We start from the raw sequence: 22606 nt of genomic DNA, 5'->3' as shown, positions 1-22606 counted from the left end.
CTGTCATGACACGCCTCGAAAAAATCTACAAGGAACAGATCGTTCCCAAGCTGATCGAAAAGTTCGGCTATACGAACGTCATGCAGGTTCCGCGCCTGACCAAGGTCACGCTCAACATGGGCGTCGGCGAAGCGGTCGGCAACAAGAAGGTCCTCGAGAACGCCGTCGCGGACATGGCCAAGATCGCCGGTCAGAAGCCGGTCGTGACCTTGTCCAAGAAGTCCATCGCGTCGTTCAAGATCCGCGACAACTGGCCGATCGGCTGCAAGGTGACGCTGCGCCGCGCGCAGATGTTCGAGTTCATCGATCGCCTGATCAGCATCTCGCTGCCGCGCGTGCGCGACTTCCGCGGCATCTCGGGCCGTTCGTTCGACGGCCGCGGCAACTACAACATGGGCGTCAAGGAACAGATCATCTTTCCGGAGATCGATTTCGACCAGATCGACGCGCTGCGCGGCATGGACATCGCGGTCACCACGACCGCAGCCACGGACGAGGAAGCCAAGGCTCTGCTGGAAGCCTTCGGTTTTCCTTTCCGCAACTGATTGAGACACGAGAAGAATCATGGCCAAGAAGTCGATGGTTAACCGCGAGATCAAGCGCACGAAGCTGACCAAGCGTCACGCGACCAAGCGCGCCGAGCTCAAGGCGATCGTGGCGAGCACGACCGCTTCGTACGACGAGAAGATCGCCGCGGCGACCAAGCTGCAGAAGCTGCCGCGCGATTCGAGCGCTTCGCGCCAGCGTACGCGCTGCGCCCTGTCGGGCCGTCCGCGTGCCGTCTACCGCAAGTTCGGCCTGGCCCGCAACAAGCTTCGTGAAGCCACCATGCGCGGCGATGTGCCGGGACTGCGCAAGGCCAGCTGGTAATCCATCCCGGATATCGGTGCTGCAATACAGGATTCATAGATTATGAGCATGACTGATCCCATCGCCGACATGTTCACGCGCATCCGCAACGCGCAGGCCACGGGCAAGCGTACCGTGGTGATGCCGTCCTCGCGCGTGAAGCAGGCGATCGCCAATGTGTTGAAGGAAGAGGGCTACCTGACCGACGTTCAGGTGGTCTCGCCCGAAGGCAAGCCGGTCCTCGAGATCGCGCTCAAGTATTACGAAGGCAAGCCGGTCATCGAGCGCATCGAGCGCGTCAGCCGCTCGGGCCTGCGCGTCTACCGCGGCAAGAGCGACCTGCCGAAGGTGCTCGGCGGCCTCGGCATCACGATCGTGTCGACCTCGTCGGGCATCATGACCGACGCCGAAGCCCGCAAGAAGGGTCTCGGCGGCGAAGTGATCGGCCTCGTCGCCTGATCTGGGAGAAGCAGATATGTCACGTGTTGCCAAGAAGCCGATTTCGCTTCCCAAGGGCGTGGAGTGCAAGGTCGAGTCCGGAACGATCACGGTCAAGGGCCCGAAGGGCACCCTGACGTTCGCGGTGCCCGCGGGCGTCGACGCGACCGTCGAAGCCGGCGTGGTGCAGTTCTCCGCGCGCGAGCAGGACGACATCAAGCTGGCCGGTACCGCGCGCGCGCTGGTCAACAGCATGGTCATCGGCGTCAGTGAAGGCTTCCAGCGCAAGCTGGAGCTGGTCGGCGTCGGCTACCGCGCGGCGCTGCAGGGCAAGGACCTCAACCTGTCGCTGGGCTTTTCGCACCCGATCCTGTTCAAGGCTCCGGAGGGCGTCACCATCGAGGTGCCGTCGCAGACCGAGATCCTGATCAAGGGCGCCGACAAGCAGAGCGTCGGCCAGGTCGCGGCCAAGATTCGCGCGTTCCGTCCGCCGGAGCCCTACAAGGGCAAGGGCGTCCGCTATTCCGGCGAACAGATCACCCTGAAGGAAGCCAAGAAGGCCTGATGGGCGCTTCAGCTTCCGAGAGAGACCAACGATGAAGAAGAACATTTCCAGGTTGCGCCGCGCCAAGTCGACCCGCTTGCACATCCGCAAGCTCGACGTGGCTCGCCTGAGCGTCCACCGCACCGGCCAGCATCTGTACGCGCAGATCGTGACCGCCGACGGCGCCAAGGTGATCGCCGCGGCCTCGACGCTGCAGAAGTCGATCGCCGAGGGTCTGACCGGCACCAAGAACAAGACCGCCGCCGCGGCTGTGGGCAAGGCGGTCGCCGAGCGCGCGCTGCAGGCCGGCGTGGACACGGTTGCTTTCGACCGTTCCGGCTTCAAGTATCACGGCCGTATCGCGGCGCTTGCCGACGCGGCTCGCGAGGCCGGTCTGAAGTTCTGATCCTTCGCCCGCAAGGGCGGCTTCCCGGCGCGGCCAGATCCGCGTCGGGCTCACAACAACTCCAAGCGGCTCGTCCGCAAGCAGAAGTCCACACCGCTTTGGCGGGTGGCAGGGCAAAGGTGAATCATGTCAACCAATGATCGTGATAGCGGCGATGGTTTTCTCGAGAAGCTGATCGCCGTCAACCGCGTCGCCAAGACCGTCAAGGGCGGCCGTCAGATGAGCTTCACCGCGCTGACCGTGGTCGGCGACGGCGACGGCCGCGTCGGCTTCGGCTACGGCAAGGCGCGCGAGGTGCCGGTGGCCATCCAGAAGGCGATGGAGCGTGCCCGCAAGGGTATGATCCGCGTCGAGCTCAACAACGGCACGCTGTTCCACGCGGTCAAGGCCAACCATGGTGCGGCGCGTGTCTACATGCAGCCGGCATCGGAAGGTACCGGCGTGATCGCCGGCGGTGCGATGCGCGCGGTGCTCGAGGTCGTCGGCGTGAAGAACGTCCTGGCCAAGGCCGTCGGTTCGCGCAACCCGATCAACCTGGTCCGCGCGACGATCAACGGCCTGCAGGCGATGGTCTCGCCCAAGCGCATTGCGGCCAAGCGCGGCAAGTCCGTCGAAGAGGTGCTCGGCAATGAGTAACAACGCAAAGACGATACGCGTGCGTCTGGTCAAGAGCGTCAACAGCTGCCAGGAGCGCCACCGGATCAGCGTCCGGGCGCTGGGCCTGCGCAAGCTCAACGACGTGCGCGAGCTCAAGGATTCGCCTTCGGTGCGCGGACTGATCAACCAGGTGTCCTACCTGGTCAAGGTCGAAGAGGGCGCGTAAGCGCCGGCCAGGATCACGAGGAACATCACATGCATCTCAATACTCTCAAGCCCGCCGCCGGCGCCCGCAAGGCGCGCGTCCGGGTCGGCCGCGGCATCGGTTCGGGCCTCGGCAAGACGGCCGGCCGCGGTCACAAGGGTCAGTACGCTCGCGCCGGCAAGGGCAAGGTCAAGCCGGGCTTCGAAGGCGGCCAGATGCCGCTGCAGCGTCGCCTGCCGAAGATCGGCTTCCGCTCGCAGAAGGCCCACGAGGTCAGCGAAGTGCTGCTGTACAAGCTCGACGCGCTGAAGGTCGACGTGATCGACTTCGCCGCGCTGCGCGAGGCCGGCCTGATCGAGAAGCGCGCCGAGCGCGCGAAGATCGTCAAGAAGGGCGAGATCACCCGTGCAGTCAAGCTCAAGGGCGTGGCCGTCACGGCGGGCGCCAAGGCTGCGATCGAGGCTGCCGGCGGCAGCGTGGAGTAAAACGTGGCCGCTTCGCAATCCGGTGCACTCGCTTCGCTCGGCAAGCTGACCGAGCTGAAGCAGCGCCTGCTGTTCGTGCTCGGCGCGATGATCGTGTTCCGCTTCGGGTCGTTCATTCCGGTTCCCGGCGTGAACCCCGAGGCGATGACGCGGCTGGTCGACCAGGCCGGCGGCCTGCTGGACATGTTCAACATGTTCTCGGGCGGCGCCCTGGAGCGATTCTCGCTGTTCGCGCTCGGCGTGATTCCGTACATCTCCGCGTCGATCGTCGTGCAGATGATGGCGGCGGTGGTGCCGTCGCTGCAGCAGCTGCGCAAGGAAGGCGAGTCCGGACGGCGCAAGCTGACTACCTACACGCGCATCGGCACGGTCGGCCTGGCGCTGTTCCAGTCGTTCGGCGTCGCTTCGATGCTGCAGCAGCAGCCGGGCGTGGTCTATACGCCGGGTCCGGGTTTCGTGTTCACGACGGTGGTCGGCCTCACCGCCGGTACGCTGTTCCTGATGTGGCTGGGCGAGCAGATCACCGAGCGCGGTGTCGGCAACGGCATCTCGCTGCTGATCTTCGCCGGCATCGTCGCCGGCTTGCCGTCGGCGGTGGTGCACACGCTCGGCATGGCGCAGAGCGGCGAGCTGAACTACCTGAAGGTGCTGGCAGTGCTGGTGGTCGTGCTGGCGGTGACGGCGTTCGTCGTCTTCGTCGAGCGCGGCCAGCGGCGCATCACGGTCAACTACGCGCGCCGTCAGGGCGGTGCCGGACGGGCCTACCAGAACCAGACCTCGCACCTGCCGCTGAAGGTCAACATGGCGGGCGTGATCCCGGCGATCTTCGCCTCGTCGCTGATCCTGTTCCCGGCGACGGCGGCGGCCTGGTTCAGCAGTTCCGGCGACATCCGCTGGCTGCAGATGCTGACCTCGGCCCTGGGCCCGGGCGAGCCGCTGCACATGCTGGTGATGGCGGTCCTGATCATCGTCTTCGCGTTCTTCTACACGGCGCTGGTGTTCAACTCGCAGGAAACGGCCGACAACCTGAAGCGTTCCGGCGCGCTGATCCCGGGCATCCGTCCCGGCAAGGCGACTGCCGACTACGTGGACGGCGTGCTGACCCGTCTGACCGGCGCCGGCGCGCTGTACCTGGTGGCGGTCTGCCTGATTCCGGACATCATGCGCAATGCCTGGCACGTGCCGTTCTACTTCGGTGGAACCTCGCTGCTGATCGTCGTGGTGGTGGTCATGGATTTCATTGCCCAGATCCAGGCGCATCTGGTGTCGCACCAGTACGACAGCCTGCTCAAGAAGGCGAACCTGCGCGGGCGCTGAGCCGGCCAGACCAGGGATGCTGCGGCATGCCCTTCCAGATTTGAGTTTGTTACGTTAGAATAGCCAGTTCGCCGCGCCGAGTGCGCGGCGCATTTTTCGGAGAGAGTTCCAATGGCGCGCATAGCGGGTGTCAATCTGCCGGTCCAAAAACATGTCGGGATCGCGCTGCAGAGCATCTTTGGTATTGGCCGTACGCGGTCCAAGAAGGTCTGCATCGACGCAGGCGTCGATCCGACCGCCAAGATCAAGGATCTGGTCGAGTCGGAGATCGAGAAACTGCGTCACGAAGTGGCCCGCTACACGGTCGAAGGCGATCTGCGCCGCGAAGTCGGCATGTCGATCAAGCGCCTGATCGACCTGGGTTGCTATCGCGGTCTGCGCCATCGCCGCGGCTTGCCGCTGCGCGGCCAGCGCACCCGCACCAATGCGCGTACCCGCAAGGGCCCGCGTCGCCCGATCAAGAAGTAATCGAGTCCGGATCAGCCAATGAATAAGCCGGTTGCCAAGCCGAAGAAGAAGATCAAGCGCGTCGTGACGGATGCCGTCGCACACGTGCAGGCTTCGTTCAACAATACCGTCATCACGATCACCGACCGCCAGGGCAATGCGCTCTCCTGGGCCACCGCCGGCGGCGCGGGTTTCCGTGGATCGCGCAAGTCGACGCCGTTCGCCGCGCAGGTCGCGGCCGAGAAGGCCGGCCGCGCTGCGGCGGAGTACGGCGTGAAGACCGTCGAAGTCCGCATCAAGGGCCCCGGCCCGGGTCGCGAGTCCACGGTGCGTTCCCTGAACAACATCGGTTTCAAGGTCACCAACATCGTCGACGTGACCCCGATCCCGCACAACGGTTGCCGCCCGCCGAAGAAGCGGCGCGTCTGACCGGTGCGATCGTTCCTGATCGCGAGAATCAAGAACCGGCCAGCGTTGGCCGGACTTTTCGGAAAGAGAATCTAAAATGGCTCGATACATCGGACCGACCTGTAAGCTCGCTCGCCGCGAGGGCGCTGACCTCAGCCTCAAGAGCCCGGCTCGCGCGATCGACTCCAAGTGCAAGCTCGAGCAGAAGCCCGGCCAGCACGGACCGGTCGCCAAGCGCGGCCGTCTGTCGGACTACGGCGTGCAGCTGCGCGAGAAGCAGAAGGTCAAGCGGATCTACGGTCTGCTGGAGCGTCAGTTCCGCAGCTACTACCACAAGGCGTCGAACCAGAAGGGCAATACCGGCGAGAACCTGCTGCGTATGCTCGAGTCGCGCCTGGACAACGTGATCTTCCGCATGGGCTTCGCGGTCACGCGCGCCCAGGCCCGCCAGCTGGTGTCGCACGCGTCCGTGCTGGTCAATGGCAAGAAGGTCAATCTGCCTTCCTACCAGGTCAAGAGCGGTGACGAAGTGGCCCTGACCGAGCGCGCCCGCGGGCAGCTGCGCGTGCAGGAAGCGCTGACCGTCGCCCAGGAAATGGACCTCGTTCCCGGCTGGATCGAAGTGGACGCCAAGAAGGCCAGCGGCGTGTTCAAGTCGCTGCCGGAGCGTTCCGATCTGCCCTCGGATATCAACGAGAGTCTGATCATCGAGCTTTACTCTAAGTAATTCGGAGCCCCTGTTCATGGCAGGAACATCCACAAACGTGCTGCGTCCGCGTGGCATCAACGTCGAGCGCATCGGCGCCAACCGCGCCAAGGTCGTCGTCGAGCCGATGGAGCGTGGCTTCGGCCATACGCTCGGCAACGCGCTGCGTCGCGTTCTGCTGTCGTCGATTCCCGGCAGCGCGATCGTCGAGGCCGAGATCGATGGTGTACTCCACGAGTACACCACGCTTGAGGGCATGCAGGAGGACGTCATCGAGGTGCTGTTGAACCTCAAGGACGTCGGCATCCGCATGCACGGCAACGACGAGACCACGCTGACGCTGTCCAAGAAGGGCCGCGGCGTCGTCACGGCGGGCGACATCACGGTCGACCACTCGGTCGAGATCGTCAATCCCGATCACGTGATCTGCCATCTGACCAAGGACATCGCGCTCAACATGCGCCTGAAGGTCGCGCGCGGCACCGGCTATCAGCCGGCCACCGCCCGCCGTCTGCCGGACGAGGAAGCGCGCCCGATCGGCCGTCTGCAGATCGACGCCTCGTTCTGTCCGGTCCGCCGCGTCGCCTATCAGGTCGACAGCGCGCGTCTGGAGCAGCGCACCGACCTCGACAAGCTGGTGCTCGATGTCGAGACCAATGGTGCGATCGATGCCGAGGAAGCGGTCCGCAAGGCCGCAGAAATCCTGCAGGACCAGATCTCGGTGTTCGGCGACTTCACGCGTCGCGAGAGCGACAGCGCGAAGACCGACAAGGGCGGCGTCGATCCGGTGCTGCTGCGTCCGATCGACGATCTCGAGCTGACCGTGCGTTCGGCCAACTGCCTCAAGGCCGAGAGCATCTACTACATCGGCGACCTGGTTCAGCGCACCGAAGTGGAGCTGCTCAAGACGCCGAACCTCGGCAAGAAGTCGCTCACCGAGATCAAGGACGTGCTCGGTCAGCGCGGCCTGTCGCTCGGCATGAAGCTCGACAACTGGCCGCCGTCGGGCCTCGTGCACGGCATGCAGCTGGGTTGAGGGTTTTTGACGCGGCCGTGAGTGACGATCGTCGCTCACGGCCGTGTTGTTTGAAGTTTATTTTTGCGATCGTCCTTGATCGCTGCTGCGGCCGGTTTGCCGCGAGGGGATGCGCAAGCGTCTTCGTCGAAGTCCAGAAGCGACCATCCATGGCCGCACTTTCAAATAACAGCCCGTTCCTAGAGGGCTGACTAACAGCGGGTCACCGCGGGAATCCGGACATAGGCGCCGGTTTCTCATAACAATCGAGACCAGAGGATTTCTCCATGCGCCACCAGAAAGCCGGCCGCAAGTTCAGCCGCACCAGCAGCCACCGCGAAGCGATGTTCCGCAACATGGCCGCGTCGCTGTTCAAGCACGAACTGATCCGTACCACGCTGCCCAAGGCCAAGGAACTGCGCCGCGTCGCCGAGCCGCTGATCACGCTGGCCAAGGTCGACGGCGTCGCCAACCGCCGCCTGGCGTTCGCGCGTCTGCGCGACAAGCAGGCCGTCGGCAAGCTGTTCGTCGAGCTCGGCCCGCGCTTCCGCGAGCGCAAGGGCGGCTACCTGCGCATTCTCAAGTGCGGCTTCCGTGCCGGCGACAACGCACCGCTCGCCTACGTCGAGCTGCTTGACCGTCCGCGCCAGAGCAGCGACGGCGACGCCGCCGAGTAAGCGGGTCCGCGCGTCACCGTGACAGATCCAGGCCCCGGTTGGTAACCCCGACCGGGGCCTTTCTTTTTTGTCGGCCGCTTCGACGCCGTCGGGAACGCGGTGGCTCGGCGGCGGTCTGCACAGATTCAGTCCTGGGAGGAAATCGACGATGAGCCTCAATCCGTTCCGCTGGCCGTTCCGCGCGCAGTTCGCGTTCGGCGCGTTCGCGTGCATCGCGCTGCTGGCGTACGCGTACTACGAGCAGTTCGTGATGGGCGAGGATCCTTGTCCGATGTGCATCTTCCAGCGCATCGTCTTCATTGCGATGGCGCTGCTGTTCATCGCCGGCGCCGTGCATGGTCCGGCCGCCCGCGGGCGGCGCGTCTATGCGGCCGCGGTCGCGATCGCGGCGCTGATCGGCGTCGGCATCGCGGCACGGCACCTGTGGATCCAGATGAATCCGCCCGATCCGCTGCTGGCCGGCTGCGGCCCGGGCCTCGCGTACATGCTCGACGCGTTCCCGCTGCACGACGCGATCCGCAAGGCGTTCACCGGCTCCGGCGACTGCGGCGACGTGCGCTGGCGCTTCCTCGGCATCACGATGCCGGGCTGGACCCTGATCTGGTACGTGCTGCTCGGTGCCGGCGCGCTTTATGCCGGCTGGCGCCGCCCGCAACCGGCGCGCTGAGGCTCGATGCGGTATCCGGCCGGCGCCCTTCTTAAGGCCGCCGGCTGTGGCATGATGGTGCGGCGCAAAAAACCGCAGAGCCCATCGCCATGATTCCCGAACGCTCGATCTCGCCCGTCCGTGCCGCCGCCGACTGGTCGCCATCGTCGTGGCGCGCGCGCCCGGCGGTGCAGCAGCCGGTCTATCCGGACCCGGCGGCGCTGGAGGAGGCGCTGGGCCGCCTCGCGCAGTTGCCGCCGCTGGTGACGTCCTGGGAGATCCTCGCGCTGCGCCAGCTGCTGGCCGAGGCGGCCGAAGGGCGCCGGTTCCTGCTGCAGGGCGGCGATTGCGCCGAGACCTTCGACGACTGCACCTCGCCGCTGATCTCCAACCGGCTCAAGGTCATGCTGCAGATGAGCCTGGTGCTCGTGCACGGGCTGCAGCTGCCGGTCGTGCGCGTCGGGCGCTTCGCCGGCCAGTACGCCAAGCCGCGCTCGGCCGATACCGAGACGCGCGACGGCGTGACGCTGCCGAGCTATCGCGGCGATCTGGTCAACGGACCGGCGTTCGACGCGCAGACGCGCGTACCCGATCCGCGCCGCCTGATCCGCGGTCATGCCCATTCGGCGATGACGATGAACTTCGTCCGCGCGCTGATCGACGGCGGCTTCGCCGACCTGCACCATCCCGAGTACTGGGATCTGGCCTGGGTCGAGCATTCGCCGCTGCAGCAGGACTACCGGCGCATGGTCGAGTCGATCGGCGACTCGCTGCGCTTCATGGAGACGCTGGCCGGCCGCCCGGTCAGCGATTTCCAGCGCGTGGACTTCTTCACCTCGCACGAGGCGCTGCTGCTGCACTACGAGGAGGCGCTGACACGCCAGGTGCCGCGGCAGTGGGGCTGGTTCAACCTGTCGACGCATTTCCCGTGGGTCGGCATGCGCACGGCGGCGATCGACGGCGCGCATACCGAGTACTTCCGCGGCATCCGCAATCCGATCGCGGTCAAGGTCGGTCCGTCGGTCACGCCGGACCAGCTGCTGCGGCTGATCGACGTACTCGATCCGGCCAACGAGGCCGGCCGGCTGACGCTGATCCACCGCATGGGCGTGGACCGGATCGAGACCGCGCTGCCGCCGCTGCTGGCCACGGTCCGCGCGGCCGGGCGCAAGGTGCTGTGGTGCTGCGACCCGATGCACGGCAACACCGAGTCGCTCGTCAACGGCTACAAGACGCGCCGCTTCGAGAACATCCGCGGCGAGCTCGACAAGGCCTTCGACATCCACGCCGCGGCCGGCACGCGGCTCGGCGGCGTGCATCTGGAGCTGACCGGCGAGAACGTCACCGAATGTCTCGGCGGCGCGCGCTCGCTGGCCGAAGCCGACCTCGCACGCGCGTACAAGTCCACCGTCGATCCTCGGCTCAACTACGAGCAGGCGCTGGAGATGGCGATGCTGATCGTTCACAAGCGCGGCGTGGTCGGCGCGAACGCCTCGCTCTGACGGCGCGCGGCCCGCCGCCGTTCCGCGGCGCGCCGCCGGGCGCCAAACGTCGACGGCATGCCGCGGCCATGACCTTTGTCGCTAGGCGCGACGTCCGGCCCGTCTATCATGGCGTGTCGGCCAGTGGGGGATCGCTTGATGAGAGATGTCGTATCGGCGCGGATCGGCGCGTGGCGCCTGACCGTGTCTTCGCTGCTGCTGTGCCTGCTCGCGGCCGATGCCGGCGCTCAGGTCGGCACCTCGCCGGTCGCCGGCATCGCCGATCGCACGCCGCGGACGGTTGCGCTGACGCATGCGCGCCTGGTCATCAAGCCCGGCAGCGTCGTCGAGGACGGCACGCTGCTGATCCGCGACGGCATGATCGTCGCCGCCGGCGGCAAGGTTTCGATTCCGGCCGACGCCGCCGTTACCGACCTCGGCGGCCGCAGCGTGTTCGCCGGCTTCATCGACGCCGGCAGCGACTACGGCCAGCCGGCGCCCGCACCGCCCGCACGCGGCGAGGGCATGGGCCGCACGCCGGCCGCGTCCGAGGCCAGTGCCGGTGCCGGCCACTGGAACCGCCGCGTGACGCCCGAGCTGCGCGTCGCCGAGACGCTCAAGCCCGATGCCGCGCGCGCCGCCGCGCTGCGCGGCAACGGCTTCACGAGCGTGCTGTCGACGCCGAAGCAGGGCGTGTTCCGCGGCCAGGCTGCCCTGGTCAGCGCCGCCGACAGTCCGCGGCTCAACGAGATGCTGATCGCGCCGCAGGCGGCGCTGCAGGTCGCGTTCGAGCAGGCGCGCGGCTCGGACGACTATCCGACCTCGCTGATGGGCGCAATCGCGCTGATCCGGCAGACCTTCCTCGACGCGCAATGGCAGCAGCAGCGCCTGACCTGGCAGGACAAGCACCGCCAGGCCGAGCGCATCGAGGCCAACGACGCGCTCGACGCGCTGACGCCGGCGCTGGCCGGCCGCCAGCCGGTGATCTTCGCGACCGAGGACGAGCTCGACTACCAGCGCGCGCTGGCTATCGCCAAGGAGTTCTCGCTGCGCCCGATTCTCGCCGGCAACGGCCACGAGTACCGCATGGCCGCCGTGCTGAAGAGCGCCGCCGTTCCGGTGATCGTGCCGCTGAAGACGGTCGAGGCGCCGGCGATCGAGGATCCGGACCTGGCGCTCGACGTCTCGCTCGGCGAGCTCGAGCACTGGGCGTGGGCGCCGTACAACGCGCGCGTGCTGGCCGAGGCCGGCGTCGATTTCGCGCTGACGGCCGGCGCGCTCAAGAAGCCCGACGAGTTCTGGCCGGCGTTGCGCAAGGCGGTCGAGAAGGGCCTGGACGAGTCGGTCGCACTGGCCGCGCTGACCAGCCGCCCGGCCGCGATGCTCGGCGTCGATGATCGCGTCGGCACGCTCGAGCGCGGCAAGCGCGCCGATTTCATCGTCGCCGATGCCGGTCTGTTCCGCTCGGACAAGGCACGCATCCACGAGACCTGGATCGGCGGCCGCCGCTATGAGATCGGGCCCGAACCGGCCGACGTGCGCGGCAGCTGGGCGCTGACCTGGCGCGGTGCCAACGGGCCGGCGCAGCTGGAGATCGCCGGCGAAGCGGCCGAGCCGGCGGTCACTGCCGGCGGTGTCTCGGTGCCGGCGACGATCAACCAGCGCCAGCTGCTGCTGTATCCGCCGGGCAGCCTGTTCGGCCGCAGCGAGGAACGCATCTCGATGGTCGCGACCGTCGACGGCGACCGCCTGCACGGCCGCGTGCCGCTGCCGGGCGGCGCCGAGGCGGTGGTCAGCGGCCAGCGCACGCGTCCGGCAGCGCCGGCCGCCGCCAAGGCCGAGGCGCGCCCGGCGCTGCCGGCCTCGCCGCTGCGCTATCCGGCCGGCGAGTTCGGCCGCAGCGGCCTGCCGGCGCAGCCTGATGCCGTGGTCGTGCGCAACGCGACGATCTGGACGCAGGGACCGCAGGGCCGCCTCGACGGCGCCGACCTGCTGGTCGAGAACGGCCGCATCGCCGCGATCGGCACCGGTCTGGCCGTGCCGCGCGGCACCGTCGAGATCGACGGCCGCGGCAAGCACGTCTCGCCCGGCATCATCGACGCGCATTCGCACATCGCGATTTCGCGCGGCGTCAACGAAGGTTCCCACGCGGTGACCAGCGAGGTGCGCGTCGGCGACGTGCTCGATCCGACCGACGTCACGGTCTACCGCCAGCTCGGCGGCGGCGTCACCGCCGCGCAGCTGCTGCACGGTTCGGCCAATCCGATCGGCGGCCAGGCGCAGATGATCAAGCTGCGCTGGGGCGCCGACGCGCAGGGACTGCGCTTCGACGGCGCCACGCCGACGATCAAGTTCGCGCTCGGCGAGAACGTCAAGCAGTCCAACTGGGGCTCGGAGTTCACCTCGCGCTATCCGCAGACGCGCATGGGCGTGCCGGAGATCATGCTCGACCAGTTCCTGGCCGCGCGCGATTACGCCGCGCGGCGCGCCGAAAAGGGCGCCGCGCCGGTGCGGCGCGACCTGCGCCTGGAAGCGCTGGCCGAGGTGCTGGCCGGCACGCGCATCGTGCACATCCACAGCTACCGGCAGGACGAGATCCTGGCATTCGCGCGGATCGCGCAGCGCCTGAAGTTCGTGCCGGTGTTCCAGCACATCCTCGAAGGCTACAAGGTCGCCGACACGCTCGCCGAACTCGGCGCCGGCGCGTCCACCTTCAGCGACTGGTGGGCGTACAAGATGGAGGTGGTCGACGCGATCCCGTACAACGGCGCGCTGATGACCGCGCAGAACGTCGTCGTCTCGTTCAATTCCGACGACGGCGAGATGGCGCGCCGCCTCAATACCGAGGCCGCCAAGGCGGTCAAGTACGGCGGCCTGTCCGAGACCGCCGCCCTCGATCTGGTCACGCGCAATCCGGCGCGCCAGCTGCGCATCGACGATCGCGTCGGTTCGCTCGAGCGCGGCAAGGACGCCGACTTCGTGATCTGGAGCGACAGCCCGCTGTCGACGCTGGCCTATGCCGAGCAGACCTGGATCGACGGTCGCAAGTACTTCGACCGCGCCGAGGACCGCGCCGAGCAGGCGCGCATCGAGAGCGAGCGCGCGCGTCTGATCGCGCAGATCCTGCCCGAGCGCGTCAAGGCGCTGGTCAAGAAGGGCGACAAGGCGGCGAAGAAGGACGACGCAGCCGCGCCGGCGCCCAAGCCGGTCGGCCACGATCACGATCACGATCACGACGACGGCTTCGGCCTCGACCGGCTCCGCCCGATCTACCACGACGGCGAATCGATCCACCTCTGCTCCGGCCTGGAGGCGCACTGATGAAACGGCTACTGGCTTCCTTCGCGCTGGCGGCCGTTCTGTCGCCGGCCGTCGCCGCCGATGCGCCCGCCGCCGCTCCGGTGCTGCTGACCGGCGCGGACCTCTACACGATCAGCCACGGCGTGATTCCGGCCGGACAGCTGCTGATCCGCGACGGCAAGATCGCCGCGCTCGGCCGCGAGGTCGCCGCGCCCGACGGCGCCACGCGCATCGACCTGGCCGGCAAGCGCGTCTATCCGGGCCTGATCGCCGCCAACAGCATTCTCGGCCTGACCGAGGTCTCGGCGGTCCGCGCGACCAACGACTACAGCGAGGCCGGTGCCAGCACGCCGGAAGTGCGCGCCGAGGTGGCCGTCAATCCGGACACCGAGCTGTGGCCGGTCGCGCGCGCCAACGGCGTGCTCAGCGCACTGATCATGCCGCGTCCTGGCAGCGACGGCGTGATCGCCGGACAGGCCGCGCTGATGCAGGCCGACGGCTGGACCTACGAGCAGATGACGGTTGCCGCCTCGGTCGGCATGGTCGTGGCCTGGCCGTCCGCGCGCGTGCCGGACTGGCTGCCCGAGGACCGCAAGCAGCGCGTGCGCGAAGGCGTGCAGAAGAAGCGCGACGCGCTCGATCGCGCGCTGCGCGACGCGCGTACCTATCAGGCCGCCCGGCAGGCCGGTGCGGTCAGTGTCGCCGACCTGCGCGACGAGGCCCTGCTGCCGGTGCTCGAAGGCCGCATGCCGCTGCTGGTGCTCGCCAACGACGCCGTGCAGATCCGCGAGGCGCTGGCGTTCGCGGCACGCGAGAAGCTGCGCATCGTAATCGTCGGCGGCGCCGACGCCTGGCGCATGGCCGCCGCGATCAAGGCCCAGGACGTGCCGGTGATCCTCGGTTCCTCGCACAACCTGCCGATGCGCCGCTGGGAAGGCTATGACACGGTGTTCGCGGCGGCCGGCCGCCTGGCCGCCGCCGGTGTGACGCTGGCGATCGCCAACGACGGCGACGCGATGGCCGCGATGAACGAGCGCAACCTGCCGTACCAGACCGCCAGCTACGCCGCGCACGGTCTCGGCGCCGAGGCCGCGCTGCGCGCGATCACGCTGGCCCCGGCGCAGATCCTCGGCGTGGCCGACCGGCTCGGCTCGCTCGAGGCCGGCAAGGACGCCACGCTGTTCGTCGCCGACGGCGACATCCTCGACATCCGCACGGTCGTCGAGCGCGCCTGGGTGGCCGGCCGCGAGGTCGACCTGGCCAACAAGCAGTCGCGCTTGTACCAGCAGTACCAGCGCAAGTATCGCGGCGAGCCGAAGGGCTGATACCGGCCCCGTCCGCGCGTCGGCGCGGACGGGGTGCTGTGGCATGCTGTCGGCCCGGGCCGCGCCGCGGCCCACGGACCGAGGCGATGGCCGACTCGCTGCGCGCATTGATCTTCGACGTCGACGGCACGCTGGCCGACACCGAGCGTGACGGCCATCGCGTCGCGTTCAACCGCGCGTTCGACGACGCAGGGCTGGCCTGGCGCTGGGACGAGAACGTCTACGGCCATCTGCTGCAGGTCGCCGGCGGCCGCGAGCGGCTGCTGCACTACATGGCCGACGCCTTGCCGGCCTGGCCGCTCGACGAGCGCGAGGCCCTCGCCGAGCAGCTGCACCGCCGCAAGACTTCCCATTACCTCGAGCTGGTCGAGCAGGGCGCGATCGCCTGGCGCCCCGGCGTGGTCCGCCTGCTCGAAGAGGCGCACGCCGCCGGCATCGCGCTGGCGATCGCGACCACGACGACGCGCGCCAACGTGCTCGCATTGTTCGAGCACGCCGGCCATGCCGACCTGCTCGATGCGTTCGCGGCGATCGGTACCGCCGAGAACAGCGCGCGCAAGAAGCCCGATCCGGGCATCTATCACCACGTGCTCGAACGGCTGGGCCTGCCGGCCGAGGCGTGCCTGGCGATCGAGGACTCGCGCGCGGGCCTGCTGGCGGCGCGTGCCGCCGGCATTGCGACCGTGGTGACGTTCAACGACTACACGCGCGGCGAGGATTTCGAGGGGGCGCTGCGGGTGTTGCCGGGTTTGGCGGTGGCGGGCGATCCGATCGGCGAGGACGGTGAGGCGGATGCCGAGCAGTTCGTCGGCCTTGCCGATCTGCAGAGTTGGTGGGGCGAGGCGAAGCGCTGAGCGACCCATCCGCAGGGACAGTGCACGGACGCCAGGTAGCGCCGATCGCTGCCGTGGTAGACCGCCGTCCTTCGAATCTCCACTCGTTCGCAGCGGTGGCCTTTGTCGAGAAGGTGGGGAGCATTCGGCATTCGAGATCATGGTCAAGCACGAGGGTGTGGTGCTGGCCGAACGCATTGCGCGTGGGCCATGGACGAGTGGGTCGGCGTCAGGGCAGATTCCCTCGTCAAACGGAGCAATCCGTTCGTCGCCCGGCCATCGGTAAGCGCCGGGCGACGACGAAGCACGAAAGGTGCTGTTCTCATAGTTCGGAGCGACCTGGATGCGACCAGCGTCGGTCAGCCGTGCCCTTGACGGTCGATCTTGTCGATCGATAGCAAGATTAATATAATGATGGCATTGCTATCATGTGATAGAAGGCGCCATCATATGCCCGCGGTCACCATTCGCAACCTCTCCGACGAAACCCATCGCGCCCTCAAGTTGCGTGCTGCCGGTCATGGCCGAAGTACCGAAGCGGAAATACGTGACATTCTGGAAGCGGCGGTTCGTCCCCCCCAGCGCCTGCGCCTCGGGTCCGCCCTGTCGGCCTTGAGTCGCGAGGCCGGCCTGTCCAATGCCGATTTCGAGGCGTTGGAACGGGCGCGCGACACGACGCCCGCCACACCGGTAAGTTTCGAATGATCGTGCTGGATACGAATGTCGTCTCCGAGGCAATGAAGCCGGAGCCGGACGCCGCAGTGCGCGACTGGCTGGACGAGCAGGTGGCTGAAACCCTCTACATTTCCAGCGTGACCGTTGCAGAACTCCTGTTCGGCGTCGGCGCGCTGCCGGATGGACGGCGCAAACAGATGCTCGCCACCACGCTCGATGGGGTACTCACATTGTTCGAGAACAGAATTCTCGCCTTCGATACCGATGCGGCCCGTCACTACGCCGGCCTTGCCGTTGCGGCCCGCAAAGCGGGCAAGGGCTTTCCAACGCCGGACGGCTATATCGCTGCCATCGCGACCGCTCACGGCTTCGTCGTCGCCACGCGCGATGCCAGCGCCTTCAACGCTGCGGGCGTTCCGGTTCTCACTCCTTGGGCTTCCAGAGGCTGAAGGTCAGGACGCCTCGGGCTTTGAGAGGGGGATTGGAAGACGATGGCACTGCCCTTCGGGCCTGGCTCCGGCTACGCCGAAATCACGCCGGTCGCCGGCTGCGCGATCTGCCGTGCGGAAAATCCAAAGCGGAACTGCGCGAAACACTGGCGAGTGGGCACGCGCGGCGGTGGGCGTGCCCAGAGAGACCGAGGTGGCGGAGAGAGTGGGATTCGAACCCACGGAAGGGGTGAACCTTCGCCGGTTTTCAAGACCGGTGCCTTAAACCGCTCGGCCATCTCTCCGTTGTTCCAGACGTATCCATTGCCTTGTGGACCGGCGACGCCGGTTTGACTCGGGGCATCGTGCCCCTCGCCCTTCGGGCCATCGACCTTTGGCCGATGTTCGCTCCGGCATCCTGCCTGCGCGAGCAAGACCGGTGCCTTAAACCGCTCGGCCATCTCTCCGTTGTTCCAGACGCATCCATTGCCTTGTGAGCCGGCGTCGCCGGTTTGACTCGGGGCATCGTGCCCCTCGCCCCTCGCCCCTCGCCCTTCGGGCCATCGGCCTTTGGCCGATGTTCGCTTCGGCATCCTGCCTACGCGAGCAAGACCGGTGCCTTAAACCGCTCGGCCACCTCTCCGTTATTCAGACGCATCCATTGCGATGTAGCCCGGCGTCGCCGGTTTGACTCGGGACTTCCGGTCCCTCGCCCTTCGGGCCATCGGCCTTTGGCCGATGTTCGCTTCGGCGTCCTGCCTGCGCGAGCAAGACCGGTGCCTTAAACCGCTCGGCCATCTCTCCGTTATTCAGACGTATCCATTGCGATGTAGCCCGGCGTCGCCGGTTTGACTCGGGACTTCCAGTCCCTCGCCCTTCGGGCCATCGGCCTGCGGCCGATGTTCGCTCCGGCATCCTGCCTACGCGAGCAAGACCGGTGCCTTAAACCGCTCGGCCATCTCTCCGTTGTTTCAGCCGCGTCCATACCGTGGCGACCGGCGTTGCCAGCCCGCGACTTCTGGACACATGCCCCCTCGGGCCGTCGACCCTCGGCCAATGCCTGCTCTCGGCAGCCTGACTGACGCGCGAGAATTCAACTCTTCCGGAGCGGCGCATAGTACCGTCACGACGCAGGTTCGACGTGGCCTGACGCCGCCCAAGCGGCGCGACAGTCTACATGCTGGGCCAAAAGCGTGCGATCGGTCACCAAATGCGCGCTTGTGACGATTCTCTTACCTTTCCGGGGTTGTCAGCCGAAGGGCTTGGGGCGGAAACTGAACGCGTCGGTACAGGGGAGGGGCGCATGATCCGAACAGTCTTGATCGACGATCACGAACTGGTCCGCACCGGTTTCAGGATGATCCTGGCCGCGCAGGCGGACATCACCGTGGTCGGGGAGGCGGCCGATGGCGAGAACGGACTCGCGCTGATCCGCCGCGAGAAACCCGATGTCGCCCTGGTCGATGTGCACATGCCGGGCCTGAGCGGTGTGGAGCTGACCGAGCGCGTGCAGCGCGCGAAGCTGCCGACGCGCATCATCATCCTGTCGATGGTCAGCGATTCGCCGTTTCCGCGGCGCCTGCTCGAGGCCGGCGCGGGCGGCTATCTGACCAAGGGCTGCGCGGCCGAGGAGCTGTTGCGCGCGATCCGCGTGGTCGCCGACGGCCGGCGCTATCTGGCCCAGCACGTCGCCGAGCAGCTGGCACTGAGCGCGCTGGACGGGCACGGCAGCGGGTCGCCGTTCGAGACGCTGACGGCGCGCGAGCTGGAGGTCGCGATGATGCTCGCGCAGGGGCGCGAGATGCGCGAGATCGCGCAGGTCATGAACCTGAGCGCCAAGACCGTGGCGACCTACAAATACCGCCTGTTCGACAAGCTGCACATCGACAACACGGTCGCGCTGGCGCATCTGGCCGGCCAGCACGGGCTGATCGACCGGCCGTTGACCGCTCCCTGAGCGGAATCCCTGTCGTTACACCGTGACGGCGGGCCGCAGTGGCCACGCCGCGCCGCGATGTGCCCGCAATGCCGTCAGGCCCCGACGATCGCGTCGGGGCCTGGGGCGGCAGGTGAGGGGCCTCAGTCGGGCTTTTCTTCGCGCTTCGGCGCTGCGTTCGCCGCGTCGGACGAATCGCTGCGGCTGGCAGCCGGGCGCGACAGCGGCAGTTCGGTCTGCGAGGCCGAGACGTCGGACGGGCTCGAGGCCGGTGTCGAAGTCGCGGGCTGCGGGCGGGCGGCGGCCGGCGTGGGCGTCGGGATCGCTGCAGGTGCCGAGGCGGTCGGAGCCGGCGCTGGTTTCGGCGTCGATGCCGGAGCGCTGGCCGCGGCCGGAGCCTGGCTCGGCGTCGGCGTCGATGCCGCAGCCGGTGCAGCGACCGGCGACGGCGTCGACGCCGGCGCAGGTGCCGAGGCGGCAGGCGGTGTCGGCGCACGCGTCGGGGCCGGCTGGGTCGGGCTCGGCGTCGCGATCGGCGCAGGGGTCGGAACCGGTGCGGACACGGACGCCGGATTCGAGGCTGCAGCCGGAGCCGGAGTCGACACCGGTGCCGGCGGGGCGGTCACGGTCGGCTTCGCCGTCGCGGCGGGTGCCGTGTCGGCCGCCGATGCGGGCGTGCGGATCGGTGCCGGCTGCGTCGGCGTCGGTGTGCTCGCGGCCGGCGTCGTCGCGGCCGCTGCGGTCTGAGCCGCGGCCGGGGCCTGGCTCGGAGTCGGCGTCGCGGCCGGCGCCGGGGTCGGCGGGGACGTGGACGTCGCGGTCGCTGCCGGCATCGGAGCCGAGGCGGGCGAGGGCGTCGAGGTCACCGGCGCGCTCGCGGCCGGAGCCGAGACCGGCGTGGACGCCGGCGTCGAAGCTTGCGTCGAAGCCGGGGCAGGGGACGAGGCCGGCGTGGGGCTGCCGGTCGAAGCGGAGGCCGGCGCCGAGGCCGCGATCGGCGCCTTGTCGGCCGGTGCCTTCTCGGCCGGTACCTTGTCGCTGCCGCCGCGCGGGTCGGTGTCGGTCTGCTTCGTCGCGGCGGGCAGGGCGGCCAGCGTCGGCTCGGGACGCGCAGCGGAAGCGGGGCGCGGTGCCGGCGTGGCAGGCGTGCCGCGATCGGCGTCCTCGTCGTCGAAGTCGTCGGCGGCGCTGCTGCCGTTCGGCAGCGGTGCGCCGTCGGCGCCCTTGCGGTTGCGGCGGCCGCCGCGGCGGCCGCGGCGGCGCGAACGGCCTTCGCCGGTCTTGCCTTCGCCGGATGCGGCATCGGCGGTCGGCGCGTCAGCGCTGGTGACGGTCGCGTCGACGGTCGTCGTCAGCTTCTCGGTCGGGGCCGCTGCGATCGATGCGGGCTTGGCCGGGTCGCTCGACGGCAGGCTTGCGGCCGGGCTCGACGTAGCGGCGACGGTCGCCGCTGCGCCGGTGGTGGCGGCAGCCGCGGTCGGTGCCGGCGCGGCCGGCTTCGCGGCCGGATTGGCGCGCGGCTCGCCGGAGGCGGCGGCCGGACGGTTGTCGGCACGCTTGGCCTGGGCACCGCGCTCGTTCGGGCGGCCCGACTGCGGCGCGCCGGAGCGGCTGCCGCGGTCGTTACGGTCGTTGCGGTCGCGCGAGGCGCCGCCCTGGCCGCCACGGCCCGAGGTACCCGTGCCGCGACCTTCGCTGCGGCCGTCGCGACCCTCGCGTCCGCCCGGCTTCGGACGATCGCGGTCGCTGCGCTGCGCAGGCTTGGCCGAGGCCGAAGCGGGCTTGGCCACCGGCCTGGCCGCCGGCGCTTCCGGGGTGGCCGGTGCCGCGCGGAACCAGCCGATCAGACGCGACAGCAGACCGCCGCTGGGGGCGGGGCGTGCGGCGGCCGGTGCTGCAGCCGGGGCAGCGGCGGGCTCGGCGTCGGCTTCCTCTTCGCGCAGCGGCGCCGGCTGGGCCGGGACCACGCGCGTGACGGCCGGCTGCTCGGGCTCGACGCTGGGGCGCGCCATCTGCGGCAGCTCGGTCGGCTGGACCGGCGTCAGGCGCTGATAGCTCGGCTTGACGCTGTCCTCGCCGATGTCGGCGGCGCGAAGGCGCTGGATTTCCAGATGCGGGGTCTCGAGCTTCTCGTCGGCGACGACGATGACCGCCACGTCCTGGCGCAGCTCGATCTCGGTCAGCTGCTTGCGCTTCTCGTTGAGCAGGAAGTTGGCGACGTCGGACGGCGCCTGCACCAGCACCTGGCCGGTGCTCTCCTTCATCGCGTGCTCCTCGACCAGGCGCAGCGCCGAGAGCGACAGCGATTCGACGCTGCGGATGCGGCCGTGGCCGTCGCAGCGCGGGCAGACGATCTGGGTCGATTCGCCGAGGCTCGGGCGCAGCCGCTGGCGCGACATCTCGAGCAGGCCGAACTTGGAGATGCGGCCGAGCTGGACGCGCGCACGGTCGAGCTTGAGCGCGTCGCGCAGCTTCTCCTCGACCTCGCGCTGGTGCTTGGGGCTGTCCATGTCGATGAAATCGATCACGATCAGGCCGCCGGCGTCGCGGATGCGCAGCTGGCGGGCGATCTCGACCGCGGCCTCGCAGTTGGTGTTGAACGCGGTCTCCTCGATGTCGCCGCCCTTGGTCGAGCGCGCCGAGTTGATGTCGATCGCGGTCAGCGCCTCGGTCTGGTCGATCACGATCGAGCCGCCGGACGGCAGGCGCACCTGGCGCTCGAACGCGTTCTCGATCTGGGTCTCGATCTGGAACCGCGAGAACAGCGGGACGGTGTCCTTGTACAGCTTGAGCTTGCGCAGATTGTTCGGCATGACCTGCTGCACGAACTCGCGCGCGTCGTTGTACAGGTCCTCGCTGTCGATCAGGATCTCGCCGATGTCGTTGCGCAGGTAGTCGCGCAGGGCGCGGATGATCAGCCGCGACTCCTGGTAGATCAGGAACGGCGCATGGCGCGTGGTCGCGGCCTCGGAGATCGCCTTCCACAGCTGCAGCAGGTAGTCCAGATCCCACTGCAGTTCTTCGGCGTCGCGGCCCATGCCGGCGGTGCGCACGATCAGGCCCATCTCCTCGGGCACGTTCAGGTGGTCGAGCGCTTCCTTGAGCGCCTGGCGGTCCTCGCCCTCGATCCGGCGCGACACGCCGCCGGCGCGCGGATTGTTCGGCATCAGCACCATGTAGCGGCCGGCCAGGCTGATGAACGTGGTCAGCGCCGCGCCCTTGTTGCCGCGCTCTTCCTTGTCGACCTGGACCAGCAGTTCCTGGCCTTCCTTGAGCAGCTCGCGGATGCCGGCCTTGTTGTGGTCGGCGCCGGGCGTGAAGTACTGGCGGGAGATTTCCTTCAGCGGGAGGAAGCCGTGGCGTTCGCCGCCGTACTCGACGAAGCACGCTTCCAGGGACGGCTCGACGCGGGTGATGCGCCCCTTGTAGATGTTGGACTTCTTCTGCTCTCGGGAGGGGATCTCGATGTCGAGGTCGTACAGGTTCTGGCCGTCGACGATGGCCACGCGCAACTCTTCACGCTGAGTTGCGTTGATCAACATGCGCTTCATTGTAGGTTCCTTTCACAAGCGCTCGACTGCTGCCGCGCGGCGCGCTGGAATCGTTCGCGCTGCGTCACCCGCGTTTCGCGGGCATCGGCCTCAGGAGCGCCGTCTTGTTCGTTCAGTGCCCGCGCTTCCACGCGCCGGCGGTCATGGGGTTGCCGCACATCCGGGGACCCCCGCCGCCGTTCCGGCAACGGGCAATCTCCGACTCGAACCGCTACGATGCCCGCGCTTCCCGCCCAACGCTCCTACGGAGCCGGAGGGCGGTGCCCGACGGGTCGCCACGGTCGCGTGCGCCCCGAGGTTGCCGGGCTCCCCGACACGAAATGGGGGCTCGGAACTG

At 68.4% G+C, this 22606-nt stretch carries 23 protein-coding genes and 1 tRNA gene; 22 read left to right on the top strand and 2 right to left on the bottom strand.

Going from position 1 to position 22606, the window contains the following annotated elements:
- Positions 1-5: 5 nt before the first annotated feature.
- The 21 genes from rplE (at position 6) to VMR06_RS06330 (ending at position 16803) form a co-directional block, all read left to right on the top strand.
- Positions 6-545, top strand: coding sequence for a 50S ribosomal protein L5 (rplE, locus tag VMR06_RS06430; protein ID WP_325374267.1), 540 nt, complete (start codon positions 6-8; stop codon positions 543-545).
- Positions 546-564: 19 nt separating this feature from the next.
- Entirely contained in the window at positions 565-870 is a 306-nt protein-coding gene (rpsN, locus tag VMR06_RS06425; RefSeq protein ID WP_325374264.1) for a 30S ribosomal protein S14, read from the top strand.
- Positions 871-912: 42 nt separating this feature from the next.
- A complete protein-coding gene (rpsH, locus tag VMR06_RS06420) occupies positions 913-1308 on the top strand; it encodes a 30S ribosomal protein S8 (RefSeq protein ID WP_325374262.1) in 396 nt (131 codons plus the stop codon).
- 16 nt (positions 1309-1324) lie between these two features.
- The gene (gene rplF, locus VMR06_RS06415) at positions 1325-1852 is read left to right on the top strand and encodes a 50S ribosomal protein L6 (protein WP_325374259.1); all 528 of its coding nucleotides are present in this window, start codon (positions 1325-1327) and stop codon (positions 1850-1852) included.
- Positions 1853-1883: 31 nt separating this feature from the next.
- A complete protein-coding gene (gene rplR, locus VMR06_RS06410; protein ID WP_325374257.1) occupies positions 1884-2237 on the top strand; it encodes a 50S ribosomal protein L18 in 354 nt (117 codons plus the stop codon).
- Positions 2238-2363: 126 nt separating this feature from the next.
- The gene (gene rpsE / locus VMR06_RS06405; RefSeq protein WP_325374255.1) at positions 2364-2873 is read left to right on the top strand and encodes a 30S ribosomal protein S5; all 510 of its coding nucleotides are present in this window, start codon (positions 2364-2366) and stop codon (positions 2871-2873) included.
- Positions 2866-3060 (top strand): 50S ribosomal protein L30, encoded by a 195-nt coding sequence (rpmD, locus tag VMR06_RS06400; protein ID WP_325374253.1) that lies wholly within the window; start codon positions 2866-2868, stop codon positions 3058-3060. Before rpsE ends, rpmD begins: the two co-directional genes overlap by 8 nt.
- A gap of 29 nt (positions 3061-3089) precedes the next feature.
- Positions 3090-3524: a 50S ribosomal protein L15 gene (gene rplO, locus VMR06_RS06395; protein WP_325374251.1), complete on the top strand. Its 435-nt coding sequence runs from the start codon at positions 3090-3092 to the stop codon at positions 3522-3524.
- Between the two features lie 3 nt (positions 3525-3527).
- A complete protein-coding gene (gene secY, locus VMR06_RS06390) occupies positions 3528-4841 on the top strand; it encodes a preprotein translocase subunit SecY (RefSeq protein ID WP_325374249.1) in 1314 nt (437 codons plus the stop codon).
- A gap of 111 nt (positions 4842-4952) precedes the next feature.
- Positions 4953-5309 (top strand): 30S ribosomal protein S13, encoded by a 357-nt coding sequence (gene rpsM / locus VMR06_RS06385; protein ID WP_325374246.1) that lies wholly within the window; start codon positions 4953-4955, stop codon positions 5307-5309.
- An 18-nt stretch (positions 5310-5327) separates the two neighbouring features.
- A complete protein-coding gene (gene rpsK / locus VMR06_RS06380; RefSeq protein ID WP_067648285.1) occupies positions 5328-5717 on the top strand; it encodes a 30S ribosomal protein S11 in 390 nt (129 codons plus the stop codon).
- A 76-nt stretch (positions 5718-5793) separates the two neighbouring features.
- Complete coding sequence (gene rpsD, locus VMR06_RS06375; RefSeq protein WP_325374241.1) at positions 5794-6423, top strand: 30S ribosomal protein S4; 630 nt, start codon at positions 5794-5796, stop codon at positions 6421-6423.
- A gap of 16 nt (positions 6424-6439) precedes the next feature.
- A complete protein-coding gene (locus tag VMR06_RS06370; protein ID WP_325374239.1) occupies positions 6440-7438 on the top strand; it encodes a DNA-directed RNA polymerase subunit alpha in 999 nt (332 codons plus the stop codon).
- A gap of 266 nt (positions 7439-7704) precedes the next feature.
- Complete coding sequence (gene rplQ, locus VMR06_RS06365) at positions 7705-8094, top strand: 50S ribosomal protein L17 (protein WP_325374237.1); 390 nt, start codon at positions 7705-7707, stop codon at positions 8092-8094.
- A 148-nt stretch (positions 8095-8242) separates the two neighbouring features.
- Complete coding sequence (locus tag VMR06_RS06360) at positions 8243-8761, top strand: disulfide bond formation protein B (RefSeq protein WP_325374235.1); 519 nt, start codon at positions 8243-8245, stop codon at positions 8759-8761.
- A gap of 89 nt (positions 8762-8850) precedes the next feature.
- On the top strand, positions 8851-10242 hold the full coding sequence (locus tag VMR06_RS06355) for a class II 3-deoxy-7-phosphoheptulonate synthase (protein WP_325374233.1): 1392 nt from the start codon (positions 8851-8853) through the stop codon (positions 10240-10242).
- Between the two features lie 138 nt (positions 10243-10380).
- Positions 10381-13542, top strand: coding sequence for an amidohydrolase family protein (locus VMR06_RS06350; protein ID WP_325374231.1), 3162 nt, complete (start codon positions 10381-10383; stop codon positions 13540-13542).
- Positions 13542-14846, top strand: a complete 1305-nt coding sequence (locus tag VMR06_RS06345; protein ID WP_325374229.1) for an amidohydrolase family protein — start codon at positions 13542-13544, stop codon at positions 14844-14846. The genes VMR06_RS06350 and VMR06_RS06345 overlap by 1 nt, the downstream gene beginning before the upstream one ends.
- Positions 14847-14932: 86 nt before the next feature.
- Positions 14933-15700: an HAD-IA family hydrolase gene (locus tag VMR06_RS06340; protein WP_325374227.1), complete on the top strand. Its 768-nt coding sequence runs from the start codon at positions 14933-14935 to the stop codon at positions 15698-15700.
- A gap of 429 nt (positions 15701-16129) precedes the next feature.
- On the top strand, positions 16130-16384 hold the full coding sequence (locus VMR06_RS06335) for a FitA-like ribbon-helix-helix domain-containing protein (protein WP_325374225.1): 255 nt from the start codon (positions 16130-16132) through the stop codon (positions 16382-16384).
- On the top strand, positions 16381-16803 hold the full coding sequence (locus VMR06_RS06330; protein ID WP_325374223.1) for a type II toxin-antitoxin system VapC family toxin: 423 nt from the start codon (positions 16381-16383) through the stop codon (positions 16801-16803). Before VMR06_RS06335 ends, VMR06_RS06330 begins: the two co-directional genes overlap by 4 nt.
- A 194-nt stretch (positions 16804-16997) precedes the next feature.
- Here the strand turns inward: VMR06_RS06330 and VMR06_RS06325 are convergent.
- Positions 16998-17087, bottom strand: a tRNA-Ser gene (locus VMR06_RS06325).
- Between the two features lie 998 nt (positions 17088-18085).
- Between VMR06_RS06325 and VMR06_RS06320 the strand changes: the two genes are divergently transcribed.
- Complete coding sequence (locus tag VMR06_RS06320; protein ID WP_325374221.1) at positions 18086-18739, top strand: response regulator; 654 nt, start codon at positions 18086-18088, stop codon at positions 18737-18739.
- A 122-nt stretch (positions 18740-18861) separates the two neighbouring features.
- On the opposite strand, the gene VMR06_RS06315 is transcribed toward VMR06_RS06320, so the two are convergent.
- The gene (locus VMR06_RS06315; RefSeq protein WP_414648076.1) at positions 18862-22260 is read right to left on the bottom strand and encodes a ribonuclease E/G; all 3399 of its coding nucleotides are present in this window, start codon (positions 22258-22260) and stop codon (positions 18862-18864) included.
- Between the last annotated feature and the right edge of the window lie 346 nt (positions 22261-22606).

The sequence above is a fragment of the Dokdonella sp. genome (assembly GCF_035511235.1).
Lineage (GTDB): Bacteria > Pseudomonadota > Gammaproteobacteria > Xanthomonadales > Rhodanobacteraceae > Dokdonella.
This window is presented reverse-complemented; position numbering and strand designations above follow the sequence as displayed.